General features: G+C 73.0%; 19 protein-coding genes and 1 pseudogene. 9 read left to right on the top strand and 11 right to left on the bottom strand.

Going from position 1 to position 22,205, the window contains the following annotated elements; all coding sequences use genetic code 11:
- Positions 1-37: 37 nt before the first annotated feature.
- From ASD16_RS12140 to ASD16_RS12135, 4 genes are all read right to left on the bottom strand, one after another.
- Positions 38-4,714, bottom strand: a complete 4,677-nt coding sequence (locus ASD16_RS12140; RefSeq protein WP_055917345.1) for a hypothetical protein — start codon at positions 4,712-4,714, stop codon at positions 38-40.
- A gap of 473 nt (positions 4,715-5,187) precedes the next feature.
- Positions 5,188-5,310 carry a hypothetical protein gene (locus ASD16_RS22360; protein WP_255356348.1) on the bottom strand — a complete coding sequence of 41 codons (123 nt, stop codon included), beginning with the start codon at positions 5,308-5,310 and terminating at the stop codon, positions 5,188-5,190.
- Positions 5,311-5,403: 93 nt separating this feature from the next.
- Complete coding sequence (locus ASD16_RS22355) at positions 5,404-5,526, bottom strand: hypothetical protein (RefSeq protein WP_255356347.1); 123 nt, start codon at positions 5,524-5,526, stop codon at positions 5,404-5,406.
- A 117-nt stretch (positions 5,527-5,643) separates the two neighbouring features.
- Positions 5,644-6,954, bottom strand: coding sequence for a helix-turn-helix transcriptional regulator (locus ASD16_RS12135; RefSeq protein WP_055917342.1), 1,311 nt, complete (start codon positions 6,952-6,954; stop codon positions 5,644-5,646).
- 354 nt (positions 6,955-7,308) lie between these two features.
- On the opposite strand from ASD16_RS12135, the gene ASD16_RS12130 reads away from it, so the two are divergent.
- Entirely contained in the window at positions 7,309-8,253 is a 945-nt protein-coding gene (locus ASD16_RS12130) for a right-handed parallel beta-helix repeat-containing protein (RefSeq protein ID WP_157453913.1), read from the top strand.
- On the opposite strand, the gene ASD16_RS12125 is transcribed toward ASD16_RS12130, so the two are convergent.
- The 3 genes from ASD16_RS12125 to ASD16_RS12115 all read right to left on the bottom strand — a co-directional run bounded on the left by ASD16_RS12125 (position 8,243) and on the right by ASD16_RS12115 (position 11,521).
- Positions 8,243-9,217 (bottom strand): NAD(P)-dependent alcohol dehydrogenase, encoded by a 975-nt coding sequence (locus ASD16_RS12125; RefSeq protein ID WP_055917337.1) that lies wholly within the window; start codon positions 9,215-9,217, stop codon positions 8,243-8,245. The two genes, ASD16_RS12130 and ASD16_RS12125, sit on opposite strands and share 11 nt — an antisense overlap.
- A 48-nt stretch (positions 9,218-9,265) precedes the next feature.
- The gene (locus ASD16_RS12120; protein ID WP_235523260.1) at positions 9,266-9,949 is read right to left on the bottom strand and encodes a TetR/AcrR family transcriptional regulator; all 684 of its coding nucleotides are present in this window, start codon (positions 9,947-9,949) and stop codon (positions 9,266-9,268) included.
- 78 nt (positions 9,950-10,027) lie between these two features.
- The gene (locus tag ASD16_RS12115) at positions 10,028-11,521 is read right to left on the bottom strand and encodes an MFS transporter (protein WP_055917334.1); all 1,494 of its coding nucleotides are present in this window, start codon (positions 11,519-11,521) and stop codon (positions 10,028-10,030) included.
- Positions 11,522-11,622: 101 nt separating this feature from the next.
- Between ASD16_RS12115 and ASD16_RS12110 the strand changes: the two genes are divergently transcribed.
- Entirely contained in the window at positions 11,623-12,246 is a 624-nt protein-coding gene (locus ASD16_RS12110; protein WP_055917332.1) for a TetR/AcrR family transcriptional regulator, read from the top strand.
- On the opposite strand, the gene ASD16_RS12105 is transcribed toward ASD16_RS12110, so the two are convergent.
- Complete coding sequence (locus ASD16_RS12105; RefSeq protein ID WP_055917329.1) at positions 12,218-13,648, bottom strand: MATE family efflux transporter; 1,431 nt, start codon at positions 13,646-13,648, stop codon at positions 12,218-12,220. The genes ASD16_RS12110 and ASD16_RS12105 overlap by 29 nt on opposite strands.
- A 357-nt stretch (positions 13,649-14,005) precedes the next feature.
- On the opposite strand from ASD16_RS12105, the gene ASD16_RS12100 reads away from it, so the two are divergent.
- Entirely contained in the window at positions 14,006-14,788 is a 783-nt protein-coding gene (locus ASD16_RS12100; RefSeq protein WP_055917325.1) for a class I SAM-dependent methyltransferase, read from the top strand.
- Here ASD16_RS12100 and ASD16_RS12095 read toward each other — a convergent pair.
- Positions 14,773-15,510 (bottom strand): hypothetical protein, encoded by a 738-nt coding sequence (locus ASD16_RS12095; RefSeq protein WP_055917322.1) that lies wholly within the window; start codon positions 15,508-15,510, stop codon positions 14,773-14,775. The two genes, ASD16_RS12100 and ASD16_RS12095, sit on opposite strands and share 16 nt — an antisense overlap.
- Positions 15,511-15,564: 54 nt before the next feature.
- Here ASD16_RS12095 and ASD16_RS12090 point away from each other — a divergent pair, with 54 nt between their 5' ends.
- Positions 15,565-15,954 (top strand): hypothetical protein, encoded by a 390-nt coding sequence (locus ASD16_RS12090; RefSeq protein WP_055917320.1) that lies wholly within the window; start codon positions 15,565-15,567, stop codon positions 15,952-15,954.
- Here ASD16_RS12090 and ASD16_RS12085 read toward each other — a convergent pair.
- Positions 15,955-16,700 (bottom strand): annotated as a pseudogene (locus ASD16_RS12085) (DinB family protein).
- 90 nt (positions 16,701-16,790) lie between these two features.
- Between ASD16_RS12085 and ASD16_RS12080 the strand changes: the two are divergent.
- The 5 genes from ASD16_RS12080 to ASD16_RS12060 all read left to right on the top strand — a co-directional run bounded on the left by ASD16_RS12080 (position 16,791) and on the right by ASD16_RS12060 (position 20,843).
- Positions 16,791-17,915 (top strand): epoxide hydrolase family protein, encoded by a 1,125-nt coding sequence (locus ASD16_RS12080; RefSeq protein ID WP_055917317.1) that lies wholly within the window; start codon positions 16,791-16,793, stop codon positions 17,913-17,915.
- 49 nt (positions 17,916-17,964) lie between these two features.
- Positions 17,965-18,564 carry a dihydrofolate reductase family protein gene (locus ASD16_RS12075; RefSeq protein WP_055917315.1) on the top strand — a complete coding sequence of 200 codons (600 nt, stop codon included), beginning with the start codon at positions 17,965-17,967 and terminating at the stop codon, positions 18,562-18,564.
- Positions 18,565-18,589: 25 nt separating this feature from the next.
- The gene (locus ASD16_RS12070; RefSeq protein WP_055917312.1) at positions 18,590-18,916 is read left to right on the top strand and encodes a YciI family protein; all 327 of its coding nucleotides are present in this window, start codon (positions 18,590-18,592) and stop codon (positions 18,914-18,916) included.
- A complete protein-coding gene (locus ASD16_RS12065; protein WP_157453912.1) occupies positions 18,913-20,148 on the top strand; it encodes an RNA polymerase sigma factor in 1,236 nt (411 codons plus the stop codon). The genes ASD16_RS12070 and ASD16_RS12065 overlap by 4 nt, the downstream gene beginning before the upstream one ends.
- Before the next feature lie 188 nt (positions 20,149-20,336).
- Positions 20,337-20,843 (top strand): DUF6584 family protein, encoded by a 507-nt coding sequence (locus ASD16_RS12060; RefSeq protein ID WP_157453911.1) that lies wholly within the window; start codon positions 20,337-20,339, stop codon positions 20,841-20,843.
- A 29-nt stretch (positions 20,844-20,872) separates the two neighbouring features.
- Here ASD16_RS12060 and ASD16_RS12055 read toward each other — a convergent pair whose 3' ends face one another.
- A complete protein-coding gene (locus ASD16_RS12055) occupies positions 20,873-22,063 on the bottom strand; it encodes a hypothetical protein (protein WP_055917303.1) in 1,191 nt (396 codons plus the stop codon).
- Positions 22,064-22,205 lie beyond the last annotated feature (142 nt).

Below are 22,205 nucleotides of genomic sequence, written 5' to 3'. Positions count from 1 at the left end.
GTCCGATGATCCCACCCGAGGGAGCCCCGGGAGCCGGTCAGCGCATCCCGCGGGTGATCGCGCTGCGGACCGCGGTGTCGATCCGGTAGGACCGGCGCGTGATGCCCAGCTCGTCGCGCAGCGCGGCGGCCAGCTGCTCGCGGGTCCGCTCCTGCTCGTCGGACTGGAGCCACGCGACGAGCTCGTCCAGCTGGTCGTCGCTGTAGGCGCCGATGGGCAGACCGCGTCGGACGTCGGGCCGCTGCCGGGTGGGCACCGCGAGGGCGAGCTGGAGCGCGCGGCTCGGCGGGCGGGGGTCGTCGCCGGCGGAACCGGCAGAGCCAGCGGCACCGTCGGAACCGGAAGAGCCAGCGGCACGGTCGGGACCCGCGGCACCAGCGGTGCCGTCGGAACCAGCCGCACCGTCGGGACGAGCAGCACCAGCGGCGTCAGCAGCACCAGCCGCACCGTCGGGACGAGCAGCACCGGCAGCAGCCTCGGAACGGGCCGCATCCGCAGCACCAGCGGAACCGGCGGCACCGGCGCCGTCAGCAGCACCGGCGGAAACAGCGGCACCGTGGGAACCCATGGAGCCCGCGTCGGCGGCGGCGGGTTCGGCGTTCGGGGCCGTCGGCGGGTCAGCGGCAGGTGCCGCAGCACGCGCGGCGGCGACCGCCTCGACGACCTCGATCGTCGACCACACCCCGGTCGCGGGTCGGGGTTCGCCGGTGTGGGCTGCCGCGCGAGCAGCCGCGCGCGCCGCCGACCGTGCGGACGACGCGGGCGTGGGCAGCTCCTCGGTGTCGTCGACCTCGTCGATCAGGCCGAGCTGCAGGGGTGCGGTCCGGGGCGCGGCCGGAGCGGGCACGCGGGCGTGCACAGCGCGGCGGATGCGGTCCACCTCCGCCTGCGGGTCCATGAAGGCGGCGGCGGACCAGACGCGGATGACGCTCCAGCCGACGCGCTCGAGGCGGTCGGCGGTGAGGCGGTCGCGGACGCGGACGCTGGGCTCGGCGGTGTACCCCTCGTCGTCGGTGAGGACGGCGACGAGCATCTCGCCGGGCAGGTCCGGGTGGCCTACGACGAGCGGGATCCGGTCGCCGCCGGGGATGCCGTGGTCGGCCTCGACGAGCAGGCCGTGCTTCCAGAGGCGCTCGGCGAGGTCCAGCAGGAGACGGTCGGGCTCGGTCGCGTCGGCGAGGGCCTTGTCGGCGGCGGCGGTCGCGGCGGCCAGCGACCGCAGGAGCGGGTCGATCGGCTCGGGCGGGGTCACGAGGTCGGCGACGTCCTGGCCGCCCCCGCGGCGGGCCGCGAAGGCGAGCAGGTCCGCCAGGAGCCGGGGGCCGGGGCCGCGCAGGCGCTCGGGGTCGAGGTCGTCGGACCCGAAGCACGCGACGACGGTGAGCCGGTGCCGGGTGGAGCCGAGGGCGTCCAGCAGCAGAGCGTCGCCCCCGGGTCCGGTGATCGGACCGAAGGTGTGCAGGACACGACGGTGCGGGGTCCGCCCGAGACCGAGCGACAGGATGATCGCCTCGCGGCGCAGACCGGCGACGTTGGGCAGGTCGGTGACGACGAAGGGGTCGACGCGGCCGGAGTCGAAGAACGCGGCGAGGGCGGGGTTGCCGCGGACCTCGGACAGGACCGCCTCCCGGACGGCCTCCGCGTGCGTCGGGGTCGCGGTGATGACGGCGAGCGACTCGTCGGGCCGCAGCAGCGCGTGGGTGAGGACGAGCTCGACGACGTGCTCGACCTCCTCGCGCGTCGAGTCGACCGACCCGCTCGTCGGGTCCGGCATCCCGGTGCCGTCGACCACGTCGAGGCTGACGAGCGGCCGGTGCTGCGGCAGGGGCGTCGGGCGGAGCACACCGGCGTAGCCGTGCGCGGCGAGGAACGCGGTCAGGTACGGGTCGCGCCGCGAGGAGTCGGCACGCAGCGCGACCGACGGCAGCACGGCCGCGAGCTCCCGCACGGCGCTGCCCGAGGCGCAGCGCGCGTCACCGACGACGACGACCTGACGACCGCGGGCGACGGCGGCGAGGGCGACCTCGACAGGCAGATGTGCGGCGGAGTCGATGACGACCAGGTCGACGGTGCGGGTCGGCGGCAGGACCTGCGGGACCAGCATGGGGCTGGCGGCGATCACGGGCCGCAGCCGCCGGGCCACCTCGGGGTGCCGCACGACGGTGTCCCGCATCGAGGTGAGCCGCTCCTCGACGAGGTCCGCGAAGAGCGCCTCGGCCTGCTCGCGGTGCTGGCGCAGGGTCTGCGACACGTGGCCGACGACCGCCCCTAGGACCGGGCCGGACAGGCTCTTCACGTGGGCGCGGTCGAGAGTCGCGTACCGGGCGGACAGGGCACCGAGAGCGGCGCCGTCGTACCCGGCGAGCGCGGGGTCCTCGCCGAGGATCTGCTCGATGACCGTGCTCCACCAGGCCAGGTCGAGCTCGGCCGGTGCGAGGGCGGGGTCGATCCGGCGGGTGGCCAGGTCGTCGACGAGCGCCCCGAGCCCCGCGGACCGCAGGCGGTGCAGGAGCCCGGTGCGCTCGGGGAGGTCGGCGAGGGCGCCGGTGTCGGACCGCAGTCGGGTCAGCCGCTCGGTCAGCGTCGCGAACGGCAGGCTCGACAGGCCGCCACCGCCGGGGGTCGTGACGAGGACCTCGTCGAGCGCGTCGAGGTCGGCGCGCACAGCGGCGAGCTCCTCCTCGATGTGCTCGAGGCCGTCGGGCAGCCGCGGCCACCCACCGGAGGGGCAGTGGGCCTGCCAGACCTCGCGCTGCGCCTGCACCTCGAGGAGGCGCGCGTGCAGGTCGGCGACGGGCCGGCCGGGGCGGACCATGTCCTTGGACTGCTTGCGCAGCCGTCGGCGCAGCCAGTAGCCCATGTCCATGCCGCGTTCCGCACGCCACTCCTTGGTGGCGGTGGCGGCCACGAGGTCCGCGGCGGTGCGTTCGAACACGATGGGCTGGAACACGTCCAGGGCCGCGCGGACACCGTCGAGCATGGTCAGCTGCTCGACCCACGAGACGACGGTGGTCGCCTGCGTCAGCCCGGTCTCGGTGGCCACCTGCGCGGTGCGGGCGACCAGCCCCGGCAGGGTGGAGTCGAGCAGGCGCTCGAGCCGGCGGACCGCGTTGTCGGCGTCGGCACGCGTCCGCAGGTCCGCGCCGTACCAGGGTGTGTCGGTGGGACGGACCCGGAACGCCCCGAGCTCACCGGCCTGCACAAGGGCACCGGCGAGCTCCGTACGACGGGGCGCGTCGAGCACACGTGCGACGTCGGGCGACAGGCGCACTGTCGTCTTCGGGGTCGGCCGGGTCGAGGTCAGGCGGGCCAGCTGCTGGAGGGCGTCGTACGCCGAGACACCCCAGGGGGCGCGCTCCGCGTGCAGCGCGTCGACGTAGGCCCGGAGGCGCTCGCGCGTGCTGACGAGCTCGCTGCGCAGCGCGACGACGCCGTGCGCGTCGACGGCGGGTGCCTCGAGCGTCATCGCGCCGAGCAGGCGGCGGGAGATCGCCGACCGCCACCCCGCCTCGGGCGCGACGTCCAGCAGCAGGTCCCCCAGGCCCAGGGTCGCGAGCCGGTCCGCGAGCGCCGTGGCCGCACGACGGTGCCCGGGGACGTAGAGCACGGTGCGGCCGGTGGCGGCCGCGTCAGCGACGAGCGCGGCGAGCGTGCCGGTGACGTCGGCACCGGCGGGGGCGTCGACGAACAGGTGCGTCCCGGTCGCGACGACGTCGAGGACGTGCTGCTGTGCGGGGTCGAGGTCGCCGACGCCGCGCTCGTGGCCGGGGTCGCGGTCGCCGCGGACCGGAGCGGGCAGGACGCGCTGCAGCCGGGTCCGGGACTCCTCGACGCCCGCGAGCGCGGAGACCACCTCGTGGCGCTCGAGCGTGCCGGACAGGTTGTCGAGGTCGTCGACGAGGATCTGGCCGGGGTGCACGAAGGTGCCGACGACCACCCGCTCGCTCATCGAGAAGTCGTCGAGGACGGCCTCGCCCAGGGACGCGAGCCGGTGCAGCGCGCCGCGCGGGTCGAACCCGTTGGACGTGAACGTGCCGCGCGCGACCGCGCCGGGGTCGAGGAGCGCGCCACGCGTCCGCAGGGCCCGTGCGAGCACCGGGTTGACCTCGAGCGACGGCTCGAGCGCGAGCTCGTAGTCGCTCTCGCCGGAGCCGCGGGCGTGCAGGGTGACGGGGCGCAGGAGGACGGGGGCCCGCACGACGCGGGGTGCCGCCTCCGGCTGCTGCTCGCCCTCGGGAGCCCGCTGCCGGGTCACGGACGCGAGCGCGGCGACGTCGTCGCTCGCGATGTCCGGGGTGGTGCGCTCGGTCCAGGTGGCGACGCCGATCGCGAGCGAGGTGGGGGCGATGCCGTAGCGCTGGGCGTACACGGCGGCGCGTGCGCTCACGGCACGGGCACGGCGTCGCGCGGTCGACAGGGCGGCGCCCTCGCGGACCAGGTTGGACAGTCGGGTCTCACGGCCGGCGTAGAGCTGGGAGATCCCCGACGGGTGCGCGGCGGACAGGTCGAGCGCGGCGTCGCCGAGCAGCTCGACGTCGACGAGCGTCGACCCGCCGGCGGCTTCGACGAGGGCCGCGCGCCAGGTGGCGACGGAGCCTTCGAGGAGCTCGGCAGGGCTGGGGGGCTCGACGAGCATCGGGCGGTCGGCTGGGTCTGCGCCGGTCTCAGGAGCCTGGTCGGGTCCCGGGCCGGAGGTGCGCACGGGGACGGTCACCCTGGGAACGCTAACCGCGCCGCCGCGTGATCACGGGCATGGCGCGCCGAGGCGGAGCAGGTCGGACCCCCCTGGGACGCCAAGAGCGGGACGGGTCAGGGGACCCGTCCCGCTCTCCGGACGTGAAGACGGTGCGCACCGCGCAGGGGGCAGGCGATGCGCACCGTCAGGACGAGTGTGCGGCACGAATGTGGTGCTGGTCAAACGTCCAGGCCGTCCTTCCGGGTGAATCCTCGAACCTGAGAATCACCTGGATCCCGGCTGATCCTGGAGGAGTAGGACGGTCCAGGGTGCGGCGTCGGGCGGCAACCGTCACGCACCGCGCAGGAGGGGTGGGCGCCGGACCCCGACGTGCGCGGTCCGGCGGGCGCCCGGCGGGCCGGTGGGCGTCGTGCGGGGACGCCCACCGGCCGGCGGGACGAGGTGGGCGCCCCCGCCCACGAGGGGTGCGGGACACCTCGGTGCTGCCGTGCTCAGGTGCCTGACTTGCAGCACGGGATCGTGAACGTCTGGGCGTCTGTCACGGGTGCGATGACTCCCCCGGCACCCGTGAGGGCGGCGAGAGCGAGGACGAGGGCGATGCTCTGCTTCTTCATGGTCGAACCTTCCAGCTGGTCGTTCTGACCGGGCATCGCGCGTCGCCACGGACCGCGGGGGCGGGTGTGGCGACGCGCCTGTCGTCGTGGGTGTCAGATGATGTGCTTGCAGCACGGAGCGGCCACCTGCTGGGTGGCGCCGGAGGCCGCCGTGGCGCTGGTGACACCGGCGAGCGCGGTGAGGGCGATGACGACGGCGATGCTGAGCTTCTTCATGAGGGAACCTTTCCGAGCGTGCACCGGACTCTCCGGTACACCTGGAATGGTCCCTAGCCCATGTCTGGGGCGCAATGACGCAGGACACTAGGGGGTAGACAGCACTGTTGTGCGAGTTCATGCCCTCGGTGGCGGGGGCAGGACCCCACGGATGCCGGCTGCGGCGAGCGCGCGGCCGTAGGCCTCGACCACCCGCTCGTCCTCGTCGCCGGCCACCCGGAGACGGTCCCCGATGCGGCGCCAGAGCACCGCGGCGGACCGTCCGGACGAGATCATGTCGAGCAGCTCCGCCGCCGACCGGTACTCCTTGACGGCCTCGGGCCGTGCCCGCTGGGCGAGCATCGCGTCGCCGAGCGCCTCGTGCGCGGACGCCGAGTCGCGGCGCACGCCCTCCCGCAACAGCTCGACGGCGCGGGTGGCGTACTGCTGCGCGGTCGCCGCGTCGTCGAGCAGCAACCAGGCGCGCGACCGGACGGAGTCAGCACGCGCCAGCTCGATCTGTGACTCGCTGATCTCCAGGGCGGTCTGTGCGGCGTCGAGGTCTGCGAGCGCCTCCTCCGCGCGGGGCGGCTCGACGGAGACGAGCAGGAACGCCCGGTCCAGGCGGAGGCGGGGCAGGTCGCGGTCGATCTCGTCCGCTCCGGCCAGCGCGATCGCGGACTCGAGCTGCGCGAGCGCCGCGTCGGGGTCCCCCAGCGCGTCGTCGACGAACGCCAGGTTCCAGTGCACCGACGACACCGCCCGGGCCGACCCGTGCTGGCGCGTGTGCGCGAGGAGCTGCCGGCCGCGATAGCGCGCGTACGTCGCGTCACCGCGGGCGATGTAGGCCCAGATGATGGTCGACTCGAGCCGGACCACCTCGTCGCTGCCTGCGACGGACGCCGGGAGCTGGGCCAGCAGGTGCTCCCCGCGGGACACGGCCCGGTGCAGGTCCGCGATCTCGGTGAGGGCCATGACGATCCGCATCGCGGCGTACGCGGCCTGCAGGTACCGGTGCGCGTCCATCAGCCGCGTGCAGAGACGTTCGAGCGCCTCGACCGATCCCTCGAGGTCACCGGCGAGGTCGAGAGCCTCGGCGTGCGCGAGCCCGACCCGCGCGGCGGCGTCGACGTCCAGCGCCGAGACGTCCACCTGCGCGAGGACGTCCGCGGCTGCCCGCGCCTCGCCCATGCGGGACAGCCGGCGTGCCTCGACGAGCGCGCTCTCGGCGGACCGGTAGTCCGGGGCCTGCTCGCCGTCGAGCAGGTAGGGCACCGAGACGCCGAGCACCTCGGCCACCCTGGCGAGCGCGTCCTCACCGAGAGCGCGACGGTCGTTCTCGACGTGCGAGATGTACGTCGGGTGCACTCCTGCCTGCCGCGCGAGCTCGCCCTGGCTCAGCCCGGCCTTCTCGCGGGCGTCGCGCACTCGTCGGCTCAGCGGATTCACGTACTCACGATAGGGACCGTGGGGTGCCACCGGTAGCCGACGGGTCCGGCGACGGGCGCGCCTCCCCCGACCGGGTGATAAGCACATTCGGGATCTTTCAGACTTTCCGGACGCATCGGGACCTGCGCATAGTGGTCCCGGGGCCGGTCGCGCTGCCGCGCCGGTGCGGCGGGGGCCGACACCCGACACTCGATCGGGGGGTTCACCATGCGCGGGTCGACGAGGTTGACGGCGGTACTGGGAGCGGCGTGCGTCGCGCTGCTGGGGGCGGCGACGACGGCAGCGGCGGGTCCGGGCGGTGGGCCTGCGTGCGGGGACTCCGTGTCCGGGACGGTGGCGCTCACCGGTGATCTGGTGTGTACCGACGTGGGCCTGGTCCTCGCGCCCGGGACCGTGCTCGACCTGCGGGGCCACGCGCTGGTCGGCCCGGGGCGGGACGTCGGAGGCGTCGCGCTCGACGTGTCGTTCGCCGACGTCCAGAACGACCCGCCGGTCACCGTGCGGAACGGGACCGTGCGCGGCTGGGCGTCGGTGTTCCCGGCGGCGTCGACGCTGACCGCGACCCTGCGGCGCGTCGTGGTGCAGGACAACGCCGTCGTCGCCGACCTGGTCAGCTCGAGCCTGACGTTCGAGAGGGCGGTGCTCCGGGACAACGGGCTGGTGCTCGGCGGCTTCTCGATCTTCGCGGACGTCACGCGGTCGACGTTCGAGGACAACGACACCGCCCTGAGCATCGGACCCCCCGGAGGCGCGGTCGTGCGTCAGTCCACCTTCGCCCGGAACGGGACGGCACTGTCGTGCAGCGAGGGCGACATCACCGTGGCCTCCTCGGTGTTCCGCGAGAACACCACGGCGATCGGCGCCGACGCGTGCCTGTCGAGCGTCGAGAACAGCGCGTTCCACGACAACGGCACCGCGTTCTCGTCCCGGATGATCTTCCCCGACGGGAGCCCCGGCACCGACCGCGTCGCGGGCAGCGTCTTCGTGGGCAACGACGTCGCGGTGCACGCGGGGGTCCGCACGGTCGTCGAGGACAACGTGTTCCGGCGCAACGGCACCGGGCTGCTCTCGCAGAGCGCCGGCACACCGTTCGAGGTCGAGGACCTGACGGTCCTGGGCAACACGCTGACCCGCAACGGCGACGGCGTGGTGATCGACACCGTCGCGCACGTCGGAGACAACACCGCGACCCGCAACGACGGGTACGGGCTGTTCGTGCCGCTGGCGGTCGACCTCGGCGGCAACCTGGCGTCGCGCAACGGCGTGGACTGCGTCGGGGTGGTCTGCGCTAGATCGTGATGACGACCTTCGCGCGCGCGTGCTCGGTCTCGAGGTACCGCAGCGCGTCGGCGGCGGCGGGCAACGGGTAGGAGCGGTCGATGGCCGGCACGATCGTGCCGGCCTCGGCCAGCTCGCGCAGGACGTCGAGGTGCTCGGTAGCCGGTGACGTCGACAGCGAGACGATCTGCTGCCCGACGAACGGTCCCACCAGCTTGCTCCGGAGCAGCAGCCCGATCGGACCGAGCACCGAGCCGCCGTCGAAGACACCACCCCCGGACAGGATCAGCGTCCCGGTGGGCGTCAGCGCCCGGCGCAGGTCCCGCAGGGAGCGGTTGGCGACGAGGTCGAACAGCACGTCGTAACGGCGGCCGGCCCGCAGCGCGTCGTGTCGGGTGTAGTCGACGACGTGGTCGGCACCGAGAGACCGCACGAGCTCGACGTTCCGGGTGCTGCACACGGCCGTCACCTCGGCGCCCCAGGCGTGCGCCAGCTGCACGGCGAACGTGCCGACCCCGCCGGACGCGCCGTTGACGAGGACGCTCTGACCAGGACCGACGCGGCCCTGCAGCCCTTGGAGCGCCGTCATCCCCGCCATCGGCAGAGCGGCGGCCTGCTCGAACGTGAGGTTCGACGGCTTGCGGGCCACCAGCCGCTGCGGCGCGCAGACGTACTCCGCGAGCGCGCCGTCGCGCAGCCCGTACACCTCGTCGCCGACGCGCAGGCCGGTGACCTCGGTGCCGACGGCGTCGACCGTCCCCGCGAAGTCGGAGCCGCGGATGCGCAGCGTCGGGGCGCGCAGCCCGAAGCCCGGTGCGAGGCGGGCGAGGTACGGGTCGCCGCGCATGAGGTGCCAGTCGCGGGCGTTCAGCGACGCGGCGCGGATGCGGACCCGGACCTCGTCGGGCGTCGGAACCGGGTCGTCGACGTCCTCCAGCGTGCACGTGTCGGGTGAGCCGTACCGGGTCTGCACGATCGCCTTCATGGCGCCTCCTTACGTTGTAAGCCAGAGTGGCTTACAACGTAAGGCTGGTCAAGAGCCCGTCCGCCGACGATCCAGCCCGTCGAGCAGGAGGTCCAGCCCGAACTCGAACTCCGTCTGGTCGTCGCACCAGCCCAGGGTCGCGCCCGGGTCGTCGTGCGCGACCTCCGACAGCATCGCGACGAGCGACGGCACCGCGGCTGCGAGCTCAGCGGGCAGCGGCCCGGCCGACGCCCCCGCGCCCGGGTCGAACAGCTCCTGGGAGAAGCCGAGCGCGCGGCTGCCCAGGGCGTGCAGCGCGTGGTGGGCGAGGTCGTAGGAGAACCCGCCTCCGTGCAGGAGCCCGACGAGCCGGTCGTGGTAGAGCACCACGTGCGGACTGAGCGCCGAGCGGGTGGCCAGCAGCCCCGGTGCCCAGCGGTGCCGGAGCAGCACCTGCCGGGCGGCCAGGATCCGCGCGCGGACGACGGGCTGCCACGGACCGGAGGTGTCCAGACCGTCGACGACGTCGTTGATCTCCTGCGCCACCAGGTCCACGACCCCGTCGAGCAGGTCGTTCTTGTTCGCGACGTGGTGGTACAGCGACATCGCCTCGGCGCCGAGCTCGTCGCCGACCCGACGCATCGTGACCGCCTCGATGCCGTGCTCGTCGGCGATCGCGACCGCCGTGCGCAGCACACGTTCGCGGCTGAGCGGGAGCCGCTGCCCAGGCGTCAGCGCCGGTTCGGCCGTCACCACATCACCTCTCTCCTCCCCGGATCGTACGAGAGGCTCCCGCGGCACACGGCCGTGGGAGCCTCTCGGACGTGCGGGTCAGTGCGCGAGCACCGGCGCCTCGTCACGGACTGCCGGGGCGGCGGCGACGAGCCGGGCCTCGCGGTCCCGGCGGGTGCGGAACAGCGATGCGGTCAGGAGCGCGCCGAACAGGAAGATCCCCGCGGACCAGGTGTAGGCGACGGAGAAGCTGTGCAGCGCTCCGGCGGCGATCACCTCGGGGGTGGCCGGTGCGTGGTCGGCGACGTACGCGGTGGCCGCCGTCGCGGCGAGGGTGTTCAGCACCGCGGTGCCGATCGCCCCGCCGACCTGCTGGCTGGTGGAGACCATCGCGGACGCGGCACCCGCCTGCCGCGGCGCGATGCCGAGCGTGGCGATCTGGAACGAGGCGGGCATGATCGAGCCCATCGCGATCCCCATGCCGATCAGGCCGACCAGCACCGCGGGGTAGCCGCTGTCGAGGTCGAGGGTGGTGAACCAGAGCATCGCGCCGGCGCCGATCGCCATGCCCAGCGGCACCACGATCTTCGGGCCGAACCGCGGGACCAGGAAGTTCGTCTGGATCTGCGCGGTGATGACGATGAAGAGCACCATCGGCAGGAACGCCGTGCCGGTCTGCATCGGCCCGTACCCGAGCGTCAGCTGCAGGTAGTAGGTGAGGAACAGGAAGACGCCGAACATGCCGGACCCGGCGACGAGGATCGCCAGGAAGCCAGCGCCGCGGTCGCGGTCCTGGACGATCGAGAGCGGGAGCAGCGGGTGCTCCGCGGTGCGCTGCCGCAGGACGAAGCCGACGAGCAGCACCACGCTGGCGGCGAGCGAGCCCCACACGACCGGCGCGTCCCAGCCCTGGGGCTCGGCCTGCGAGAAGCCGAACACGAGGAGGAAGAGACCCGTCGAGGCGAGGATCACGCCGGGCACGTCGATGCGGGTGTCGTGCTTGGCGTCCGTGCGGGACAGGAGCATCGTGCCGGCGGCGAACGCGATCACGGCGATGACCACGTTCACGTACAGGTTCCAGCGCCAGTCGAAGTTCTCGGTCAGGTAGCCGCCGAGCAGGAGGCCGATGGCCCCGCCCATGCCGGCGATGGCCCCGAACACGCCGAACGCGCGGGCACGCTCCTTGGGGATGGTGAAGGTGGTGGTCAGCACGGACAGGGCGGCCGGGGCGAGGACCGCGGCGAACACGCCCTGCAGTGCGCGGGCGCCGACGAGCAGCTCGAACGTCTGCGCGGCGCCGCCGAGCGCGGACGCGGCGGCGAAGCCGACGAGGCCGATGAGGAACATGCGGCGACGGCCGAACATGTCGGAGAGGCGGCCGCCGAGGAGCAGCAGGCTGCCGAAGGCGAGCGCGTAGGCGGTGACCACCCACTGGCGGTCGTTGTCGCTGAAGCCGAGCTCCGCCTGGGCGGAGGGCAGCGCGATGTTCACGATGGTCGCGTCGAGCACGACCATGAGCTGGGCGAGGGCGACCGTGGCCAGGACGAGCCAGCGGTGCCGGCTCTCCGGCGGTGCCTGCGTGGGTGTGGACATGAGGATGCTCCTGGGACGTCGTGGTCGGTGGAACGACTGTAATACGGAACTGGTGAGTTCCGGAACCCCTCGGTATCGATTTCTCCGGATACAGTGGGTCCATGAGCGTCGACGAGGCAGCGGTGGTGGGTCGTCGACCCGGTCGTCGCCGCGACGAGTCCAAGGACGACGCGATCCTCCTGGCCACCCGAGAGCTGCTGGCCGAACGCGGCTTCGACGGGATGACGATGGACGCCGTCGCCGACCGCGCGGGGGCCGGAAAGGCGACCGTCTACCGCCGCTGGCCCTCGAAGGTGCAGCTCACGATCGACGCCATGCTCTGCGCTCCAGGCACCCCCATGAGCGCCGATGACGTCCCCGACACCGGCTCGCTCCGCTCGGACCTGCTGGCGGTCCGCTTCGGGCGCAAGCGGTCCGACGACTCCGAGCTGATGTCCGGCGTGATCTCCGCGGTCAAGGAGAACCCCGCCGTCGCCGCCGCCTTCCAGCAGCAGTTCGTCCGCTCGCGCGTGAGCCTCATGCGAGGCCTCCTCGAGCGGGCGCAGGCACGCGGTGAGCTGCGCGACGACATCGACCTCGAGATGGTCGCCGCCGTCGCGCCCGCCATGATCGCCTACCGCAAGATGGTGGCCGGCCACCGCATCGACGACGAGTTCGTCGAGCAGATGATCGACTCGGTCATCCTGCCGCTGGCCGTCAGGCCGTCGGGACCCGCGGACGCCTGACCGTCTTGCGGGCCGACGGTCCGCGCCGCCGCAGCCGCGTGATCCGCCGCGGAGCCGCGGTCGTGAGCACGGGCTCCAGCGCGAGGCGTCGCGACGCCACCGCGTAGGCCGGCACCAGCAGGACGACGGCGCCGATCCACGCCAGCGGGTTGCCCCACACGACACCGCCGTAGCCGTAGGCCGCACCGAGGACGCTCGCGGCGCCCACCCGGCAGATCAGCTCGACCACGCCGGTGAGCGTCGGGACCACGGTCTGCCCGAGCCCCTGGAGCGCGCCACGGAGCACGAACAGCACGCCCAGCACGACGTACAGCACGCCGTTGACGAGCAGGTAGTGCGCGGCCATGTCGACCACGCGCTGCTCCCCCTCGCCGACGAACAGCCCGACGATCGCGGAGCCGCCGGTGACGAGCACGACGCCGAGGACCAGGGAGCCCCCGACCGACAGCCACATGGCCTGCACGACCCCGCGCCGGATGCGGTCCGGCCGCGCCCCGCCGAGGTTCTGCGCGACGAACATCGACACCGCCAGGCCCAGCGAGGCCAGCAGCGCGACCGCGAGACCGTCGACGCGGACGGCCGTCGTGTACGCGGCGACCGCGTCGGAACCCAGCTCGTTGAGGCGCACCTGCACGGCGAGCGTGCCGATCGCGATGATCGACGCCTGGAACCCCATCGGCAGACCGAGCCGCAGGTGCCGACGGAGCTCGACCCTGCTGACCCGCCAGTCCTCGCGGTGCACGTGCAGGACCGGCACGCGGCGCCGCACGAACGCGAGGCACAGCGCGACCGAGACGCCCTGCGAGAGGACCGTCGACACCGCCGCACCGGCCACACCCATGCCCAGACCGCCGACCGCGACGACCACGAGGACGACGTTCAGGACGCAGCTGATGGTCAGGAAGACCAGCGGGGTGCGCGAGTCGCCGATCGCCCGGATGATCGCCGACAGGAAGTTGAAGAACATCATCGTGCTGGCGCCCAGGAAGCTGATGACGGCGAACGTCGTCGCCTCCGGCAGCAGCTCCTCGGGGGTCCGGAGCAGCCGCAGCGCCGGTCCCGCCAGCAGCGGCGCCACCACGGTGAGCACCGCGCTGGTCGCCGCCGAGAGGACCGTCCCGGCCGCGACCGACCGGCGCACCGCTGCGTGGTCGCCCGCGCCGAACGCCTGCGCGGTCGGGATCGCGAAGCCGTTCGTCATGCCCCACGCGAAGCCGAGCAGGAGGAACAGCAGCGCGCCGGTGGCGCCGACGGCGGCGAGCGAGTCCACGCCGAGGACGCGGCCGACGACGACGGCGTCGGCCGCTTGGTAGAGCTGCTGGACGACGTTGCCGACGAGCAGGGGGATGGCGAACAGGACGATGACACGCCAGGGACGACCGGCGGTGAGGACCTTGGGCACAGCGAGACCTTGGGACTGGAGAGCGGGTAGGACGTCCGCGGTGGTCGGTGGTGCCGGGTCGCGTCGTGCCTCGATCGTATCGATACGATTCCGCGCCGGCGAAGCCCTTTTCGGGGACTTCACCTGTGACGTTGCGTACGACGAGCCGAGTATCGGGAGAGATCGGACAGGGCTAGGAGGTCACCGCCAGCGAGTACGTGCCCGCGGCGCACCCGCTGATCTGCCAGCCCCCGGGGACCTCGGTCGACTCCACGTCGTCGATGCCCGTCGAGGTGACCTTCGGTCGTGCGTCGCCGGGGAACCAGACGTCGATCGCACAGCTGACCCCGTTACCCCCGTACGGCCTAGAGTCGGCAGATGCCCGACGGCCGAGCCGACGAGACCGCCCTGAACCGGGCGCTGTGGGCCGTCATGAACGAACGCTTCACGGACGCGGCGGCCGAGGAGCTGTGGGTCCGGCCCGAGCCGGTCTGGGGGCTGTTCGCGGTCCCGGAACGCGAGCTGGGCGTCCTCGGAGACGTCCGCGGGCTCGACGTGGTCGAGCTGGCCAGCGGCACCGCGTACTTCTCCGCCTGGCTCGCCCGCGCCGGTGCCCGCACGGTCGCTGTGGACCTGTCGGGAGAGCAGCTGGTCACCGCGCGGCGGCTGCAACGGCTGCACGGCCCGGTCTTCCCGCTCGTGCAGGGCGACGCGGAGCACGTCCCGCTGGCCGACGGGTGCGCCGACCTCGTCGTCAGCGAGCACGGCGCCGCCGCCTGGTGCGACCCGGAACGCTGGCTCCCCGAGGCCGCCCGCCTCCTGCGCCCCGGCGGTCGGCTCGTGTTCCTCACCAACAGCCACCTGTCGGCGCTCTGCGTGCCCGAGGACGAGGGCGTCGCCGAGGAGCAGCTGCTGCGGGGGCAGCGCGAGGCGTACAAGGTGCAGTGGCCCGGGGGCGGGGTCGAGTTCCACCCCTCGCACGGGGACTGGGTCCGGCTGCTGCGCAGGGCCGGGTTCGTCGTCGACGCCCTGCACGAGCTGTACGCACCGCCCGACGGCGACGACCACGCGTTCTACGAGATCGTCTCCGCCGACTGGGCGCGGCAGTGGCCCGCCGAGGAGCTGTGGGTGGCGACGCGCGTCCCTCAGGCGACCGGCTGATCGGCCTCGATCCACTGCCAGGTGGCCAGGATCTCGTCGAGCGCCTCGACGGCGCGCGCGTGCCACGAGTACGACAGGACGCCGATGACGAACGCCCAGCCGTCGTGGTCGACGTGCGTGTCGGTGAGGGTCGCCGCGCTGCCGAACGTGCACGTCGTGCGCCAGCCGACACCGAGCGCCGAGTCGACCCGGTCGACCGGACCGATGGCTGCCTGCGGCGCGACGTAGAGGTCCCGGGCGACCTGCGGCCGCTCCGCGGCCGGGCGGAGCTCGAAGTCGCCGGTGCGCTGACCCACGCGGCCGAGGCAGACCACGAGCATGTTCGTGCGCTCGGCCAGCACCACCCGGACGTCCTGGCGGGAACCGTCCGGGCCGAGGTCACCGGTGGCCACGTTCAGCCCCGGGCCCCAGAAGGACTCGCCCGGCCGGCCGTCACCGAGCGGCGCCACCACCACGCGGTGCGTCTGGGCGTAGGCGTCCGGCGGTATGACGGCGCGCCCCCGACCGAGCACAGAGACCGATCGTGCGGAGCGACGCAGCTGGTCGGCGCTCTCCGGGTACTCCTTCGCCAGCTTGCGGATCATCCGCTCGCGCCACCAGACGAACCGCAGCCAGACCAGGGTCAGGACCAGCGCCGCCCAGATCCCCAGGTGGACCACGAGGTCGAGCAGCGGCCCGACGGGGTCGGACAGGACGGTTCCCGGCGGGAGATCGGACAGCACATGGTGGTCATCGGCGCGCGCAGCCCGAGAGTTGATGGTCGTTACGCTCGGGCGATGCCCCCGGAGAGCTGGATCGAGCACCGACGCCCCGGAGACCGCGAGCGCCTCGGCTGGATCCGCCCGGACGGCGACGGCTTCGTCGCGCACGACGCCCTCGGGCGTGAGGCGACCGGCACCGTCGACTGGCTCACCGCCGAGGAGGCGCTCGAGGAGCGCGGCCTGCACTGGCTCGCCGACCTGTACCAGCTCGACCTGCCGGACGGCACCCGTGAGCGCGTGCGCATCGTCGAGGTGACGCCCGAGCGCGTCGTCGTGAAGGTCGACGACTTCGGCGCCGTCGACGTCGTGACGGCCAGCTACGTGCTGCCGTTCCCCGCCCCGGACACGCTGCGCCCGTTCGAGGGCGACGCGTCGACGTTCGAGGGCGGGCTGCTTCCGGCCTGATCAGGCGGCGCTGCGGGACGCGATCGTGTCGAGGTCGCGGACGGCGAACCGGTGGTGCTCCCACTCCTCCTCGAGGATCACGTGCAGGCAGGAGCGGACGGTCTCCGGGCGCTGCGGGGCGTGCGGGTTCGAGCGAGGTTCGTCGAGCTCGTCGGGAGTGATGCCCGCCAGGAGGTCACGCACCATCGCGACCCGACCGGCCCGCGCCTCCAGGACCTCGGCATACGTCGGGGTCTCCGAGCTGAAGATCGACGGGCGACCGTCGTCCCCGCGTCCACCTGACCGAGCGGGTGGAACGGCTGGTCGAGCCGCAGGATCGCCTTGCCCAGCCACGTGTCCGTGGCAAGGACCAGGTGCCGCAGCGTCTGCGCGAACGACCACTCACCGTCGACCGACACGTCGACGGTCCCGTCGGGCATCGCGGCGACCCGGTCCAGCGTCGCCGCCCAGGTGCGCTCCAGCACGGCCCACGCGTCACGCAGCCCGTCCGGGTCCGCCGCACGCCGCTGCGACCGGCCCGGGAACCGGCGGTCCAGCTCGGCCTCGACGAACGGGATCACGTCGACCCCGTTGACCCGGAAGAAGTCGGCGTCGGGCAGCCACGGTGCGTCGATGTCCGCGTCGACCACCTCGACCCCGCGCATCACGATCCCGGACAGGTCGGACTCCATGAACCGCGCGCCCCGCAGGTTCACGCCGACGAACGTCGCACCCTGTAGGTCGTCAGAGCGGGTGAAGGCTGCCATGGTGCTCTCCTCGTCGGCGGGGTCCGTCGCGTCGATCGTTCCTGGACCCTCTGACATCGGGATGTCGGACGGTCCTACTACGGTGGGCCGATGACGCTCCGACCGTTCGTCGTCGACGTGCCGCAGCCGGTCCTCGACGACCTGCGCGACCGCCTGGCGCGCACCCGTTTCCTCGACGACTCTCCCCGTCGGCCGGTGTCGGGCATGACGTCGGCGTACCTGAGGGAGCTCGTCGCGTCGTGGCAGACGTTCGACTGGCGCGCCCGGGAGGCGTGGCTGAACGAGCACCCGCAGTTCCTCGCGGACGTCGACGGTGCGACGTTGCACGTCGTCCATCGGCGGTCGGCCAGCCCGGACGCGCCGGCGCTCCTCGTGATGCACGGCTGGCCGCACACGTTCGCGCTGCAGCTGGACTTCGTCGACCTGCTGCCGGACGTCGACGTGGTCGTGATGAGCCTGCCCGGGTTCGCGTTCTCGCCACCGCTCGACGAGTCTCCGACCGAGCAGCGGCTCGCTCAGCTTGCGCACACGCTCATGACGGACGTGCTGGGCTACTCCCGCTACGTCACGTACGGCGAGGACATCACCGCGAACGTGAGCGACCTCGTCGCCGCGACGCACCCCGAGGCGGTCGCCGGGATCGTCGTCACGCACGCGCACTTCCTGTCGCAGGACGAGCGGGAGGCAACCACCGACCCGACCGAGCGCGCGTTCTACGACCGCATGGCGACGGGCTGGTACGACCAGGCTGGCTACGCCCACGTGCAGGGCACCCGGCCCGACACCCTCGCGGCCGCGCTGAACGACTCGCCGGCGGGTCTGCTCGCGTGGCTCACCGAGAAGCTCGTCGAGTGGAGCGACACCCCGGCGGGCGACCCGGCGGCCGTGGAGCGACGGATCTCACGCGACCGCATCCTCACCGAGGCCACCCTGTACTGGGCGACGCAGAGCATCGGCACGTCCTTCGGGACCTACGTCGACGGAGGGGACGCCGAGATCCCCCCGGTCGAGGTGCCCGCCGCCGTGTTCGTCCAGCGGCACGAGCACGACAACCCCGAGTCGGTGGCGCGGCGGTTCTACCGCGACCTGCGCGTGTTCGAGCGGCTGGCCGAGGGTGGTCACTTCACGGTCGCCGAGGTGCCGGAGGCGATGGCGCAGCGGGTGCGGGGCTTCATCTTCGAGGGGAGTGTCGGATCGGGACGCTCCCGTTCGTAGGAAGGGTGAGAGGTCGCCCACGAGGGGTGCCTCGGAAGGGGCGACGACCATGAAGCTGGTCACCAACACCCAGATCACCGTCGACGGCGTGATGCAGGCGAACGGCGGGAACAACCCGACCCTCGACCCCGGGTTCGACCGGGGCGGGTGGGCGCTGCCGCTCGGTGACGACGAGTCCACCGCCTACATCGGCGACTGCTACCTGCGCGCCGACGCGTTCCTGTTCGGCCGGCGCACCTACGAGCTCTTCGCGGGGTACTGGGGGGTGCGCGACGATGTCGACAACCCGTTCGTGCGCGCCCTGAACTCGCGCCCGAAGTTCGTCGCGTCGACCACCCTCACCGACCCGCAGTGGGCCGACACGACCGTGCTGTCCGGTGACCTGGAGTCGGCGATCCGCGAGCTCAAGGCCAGGCCCGGCGGCGAGCTGCAGGTGCACGGGAGCGGCCAGCTGATCCGCTGGCTGCTCGAGCACGAGCTCGTCGACGAGCTGACGCTGATCGTCTGCCCGGTCATCGTCGGCGCGGGGACGAGGCTGTTCCCGGCCGAGGGCCTCGACCACGCGCTCGACCTCGTGGACTCGCGCAGGTTCCCGACGGGCATCCTGGCCCAGACCTACCGGCCCTCCGGCCGCCCCCAGTACGCGTAGCAGGATGACCTCGGAGGTGAGTGAGATGCAGTACTTCGTGTCCGTGATCGACGACAGGACCAACTCCGGGACCGACGAGGAGATGGTCGCGATCGACGAGTTCAACGACAGGCTCCGGACCGGCGGCCACTGGGTGTTCGCGGGCGGCCTCGGCGCACCCGAGACCTCGACGGTCATCGACGGCCGGGGTGAGCAGCCGCTGTTCACCGACGGGCCCTTCGTCGAGTCGAAGGAGCACATCGCCGGCTTCTGGATCATCGACGCCCCCGACCTCGACGTCGCGCTCGAGCTGATGGCCGACGGGTCCAAGGCCTGCAACCGACGACTCGAGGTGCGGCCGTTCCTGGCGTGAACGACGCGATCGCCCGGGCCCACCAGGAGCAGTGGGCCCGGCTGGTCGCCACGCTCGCCCGGCGGTACCGCGACCTCGACCTCGCCGAGGAGGCGGCGGCGGAGGCGTTCGCGACGGCCGTGGAACGGTGGCCGCTCGACGGCGTCCCGCCCAACCCCGGCGGGTGGCTGACCACGACCGCCCACCGCAAGGCGATCGACCGGATCCGACGTGAGAACAAGCGGGACGACAAGCACCGGGAGGCGCTCGTGCTCTCCGGACTCACCGGCTTCTCCGACGGCACACCCCCCGAGCCGCTCGGCGCGATCGACGACGACCGGCTCCGGCTGATCTTCACCTGCTGCCACCCGGCGCTGGGCATGGAGGCACGGGTCGCGCTGACGCTGCGGATGGTCGGCGGGCTGACCGTGCCGGAGATCGCCCGTGCCTTCCTGGTGCAGGAGGCCGCCATGGGGCAACGGATCACCCGCGCGAAGGCCAAGATCGCCGCCGCACGCATCCCCTACCGGGTGCCGTCCGCGCGGGACCTGCCCGCGCGCACCAGCGGCGTGCTCGCCGTGCTGTTCCTCGTCTTCAACGAGGGCTACCTCGCGACCGGCCCCGGCACCGACCCCGTGCGCCCGCACCTGACCGCCGAGGCGATCCGGCTGACCCGGCTGATCCGCACGCTCCTCCCGGAGGACGGCGAGGTGGCCGGCCTGCTCGCCCTGATGCTTCTCACGGAGGCCCGACGTCCCGCCCGCGTCTCCGCCGACGGGTCCCTCGTCGTCCTCGCCGAGCAGGATCGCGACGCCTGGGACGACACCCTGATCGCCGAAGGACACCAACTCGTGCGCGAGCGGCTGGCCTCAGGCATCGCACCCGGTCGCTACCAGCTGCTCGCCGCGATCAACGCCGTGCACACGGACGCGCGCGACGCCCGCGCCACCGACTGGTCACAGGTCGTGGCCCTCTACGACCAGCTGGTCCGCCTCGACCCGTCGCCGATCGTCGCCCTCAACCGCGCGGTCGCCGTCGCCGAGGTCGACGGTCCGGACACCGCGCTGGCCGCCGTCGACCGCCTCGGGGACGCGCTCGACGGCTACCACGCGTTCCACGCCACCCGCGCCGAGCTGCTGCGCCGGCTGGACCGCCGCGTCGAGTCACGCGCGGCCTACGACCGGGCCATCGCGCTCGCCGGCAACACCGCCGAGACCGCGTACCTGTCGCGCCGTCGCGACGAGCTCGGCTAGCCCAACGGCATCTGCGCGCGGCCGTGACTCACACCTCTGCGAGAACTGCGAGCAACAGGGCGCGCCCAGGGCCTGTCCGGATCCACTCGACAACGTGACGACCTCGTCCTACCCAGCAGGACGAAGTCTTCATACTGTGCCGCTATTGAGCTCACGTCTCGGCAGCCGGGACGCCTACCGTGAGCGCCGTGACCGTGGAACGCACCCTGGCGAAAGTCGACGAGGACCTCCGCGCGGGCGACGTCCAGATGGCACGCACCCGCCTGAAGAGCCTCGTCCTCAGCCTCCCGCACCGGCTCGAGGCGCGGGAACGCCTCGCCGACGTCTACCGGCTCGACGGCAACCTCGTCGAAGCCGGCCGCTGGTCGTACCTCAGCGAGCACCCCGACCCGGCCGAGGTGGCTGCGTTCGAACAGGCCTGCGGCAACAACCCCGTCCGGATCATGCGCGGCCTTCGCTGGCCGGGGCCCGACGAGACGGCGGCAGCGACGGAGCACGCGCAGCTGCGACTCCTCGACGTCCGCGCCCGTGCGGAGGCCAAGGCCGGCAAGAAGCTGGAGTGGACCGATCGCGGCCGGGACATCGGCACTCGCGGGGAGGGCATCGCGTCCGGCGTCGGCTGCGTGGTCGGCATCGTCGTGCTCATCACCCTGGTCGCCATCGGCGTGGCGACGATCATCGACTGGATCGTCTAGATCGCTGCCGCCGTGGCGGCGGCACCCGGTCAGTCGATGGTGAACGGTTCCGGGCCGCCGGCGACGAGGGTGCCCACGCGGTCGGCGCGGGTCGGGGTGAGTCCGTCGCCGGTGAACGACATCACCGCCCAGACCTCGTACTCACCGGGCGGCAGCGGGTCGCCGTCGCCGGTGCTCGCGTGCGTGCCCTCGCCCATCGTCGTGCAGTCGAAGGCACTGGTGCGGGCGTCGTAGTCCGCGTGCCCACCGACGGCCAGGACGGCCGGCAGCGCAGGTTCGTCGAGCCCGTCGAGGCCGCCGACGATGACGCCGTCGCGGGTGATCACGACCAGCGGGTGCCCGGTCGTCGCGTCGATGGAGGTTGTGCCGGTGTTCGTCGCACGGACGACGAGCTCATACCCGTAGGGGCCGTCGACCACCGTCGGCAGCACCTCCAGCGACAGCGGCGCGGGGTTGCTCTCCTGCGACGCCAACGCTTCCAGACCGGCCGTGGGCGCGCCGCAGGCGGTGGGCTCCGGGGGCGCGGCGTCTCCGTCGGCCACGACGGTCACCGTCGTGACGGCCACGCCCCACCCGCCGACCGTGCCGTTCTCCGACTGCAGGCCGAGGGTCTGCGAGACGACCAGGTCGTAGGTGCCGGGCGCCACCTCCGGCGAGCCGTCGGCGTGCAGGTACTGGTCGCACGACGCCAGCCGGAGGGACACCTCGCTCCACTGGGGCAGCGGCGCGACGGCGTAGTCGCCGGTCCACTGCGCGACGTCCTGCGGCAGCGGGACCTGCGGTCCGTCCTGCACCGCGACGACAACGCCGTCGCGCACGAGCGTCAGGTCGGTGCCGTAGATCCAGCCCTGAGCGGTCGGGTCGGTCGAGCTCGCCGTCACGGCCGCCGTCCACTCCTCGTGCACACCGACCTCCGTGGCGTTGTCGAGCATCGAGACGTCGACGGGTACGACCTCGGGAGCGCCCGCCGTGACCACGTCCGCCACCGGCTCGCCGCATCGCACGAACTGACCCGGCCAGTCGCCCTGCCCGGCCGCGCCGGGCACGTTCGACCGCAGCCACGGCAGCGCGACGACGACACCGACGACAGCGATGACGGCCGCGCTCGCCACCAGCACGCGGGTGCCACGGCGGCGGGTTGTTCGGGGCTGGACCACGACCACGTCATCGCCGTCGACGGGCTCGGCAGGTCGCGGCGAGCTGGTTCCGTCGTCGTCCACGTCGTCTCCTGTCGAAAGCCCGGTACCCCGTCTATGTCGGCGAGCATGCCGATCTTGCGGCCGTCGTGAGTGTGCCGCGTCCATCGACCTCGCATCCCTTGACGGGTCACTTGTTTTTTGCAAGTGTGGAGCCGTTCGCAGA

It is taken from the genome of Cellulomonas sp. Root485 (assembly GCF_001426705.1).
In the GTDB taxonomy this organism is placed as follows: domain Bacteria; phylum Actinomycetota; class Actinomycetes; order Actinomycetales; family Cellulomonadaceae; genus Cellulomonas.
The sequence above is the reverse complement of the archived record's forward strand: the minus strand, read 5'-3'. Positions and strand labels throughout refer to the sequence as shown.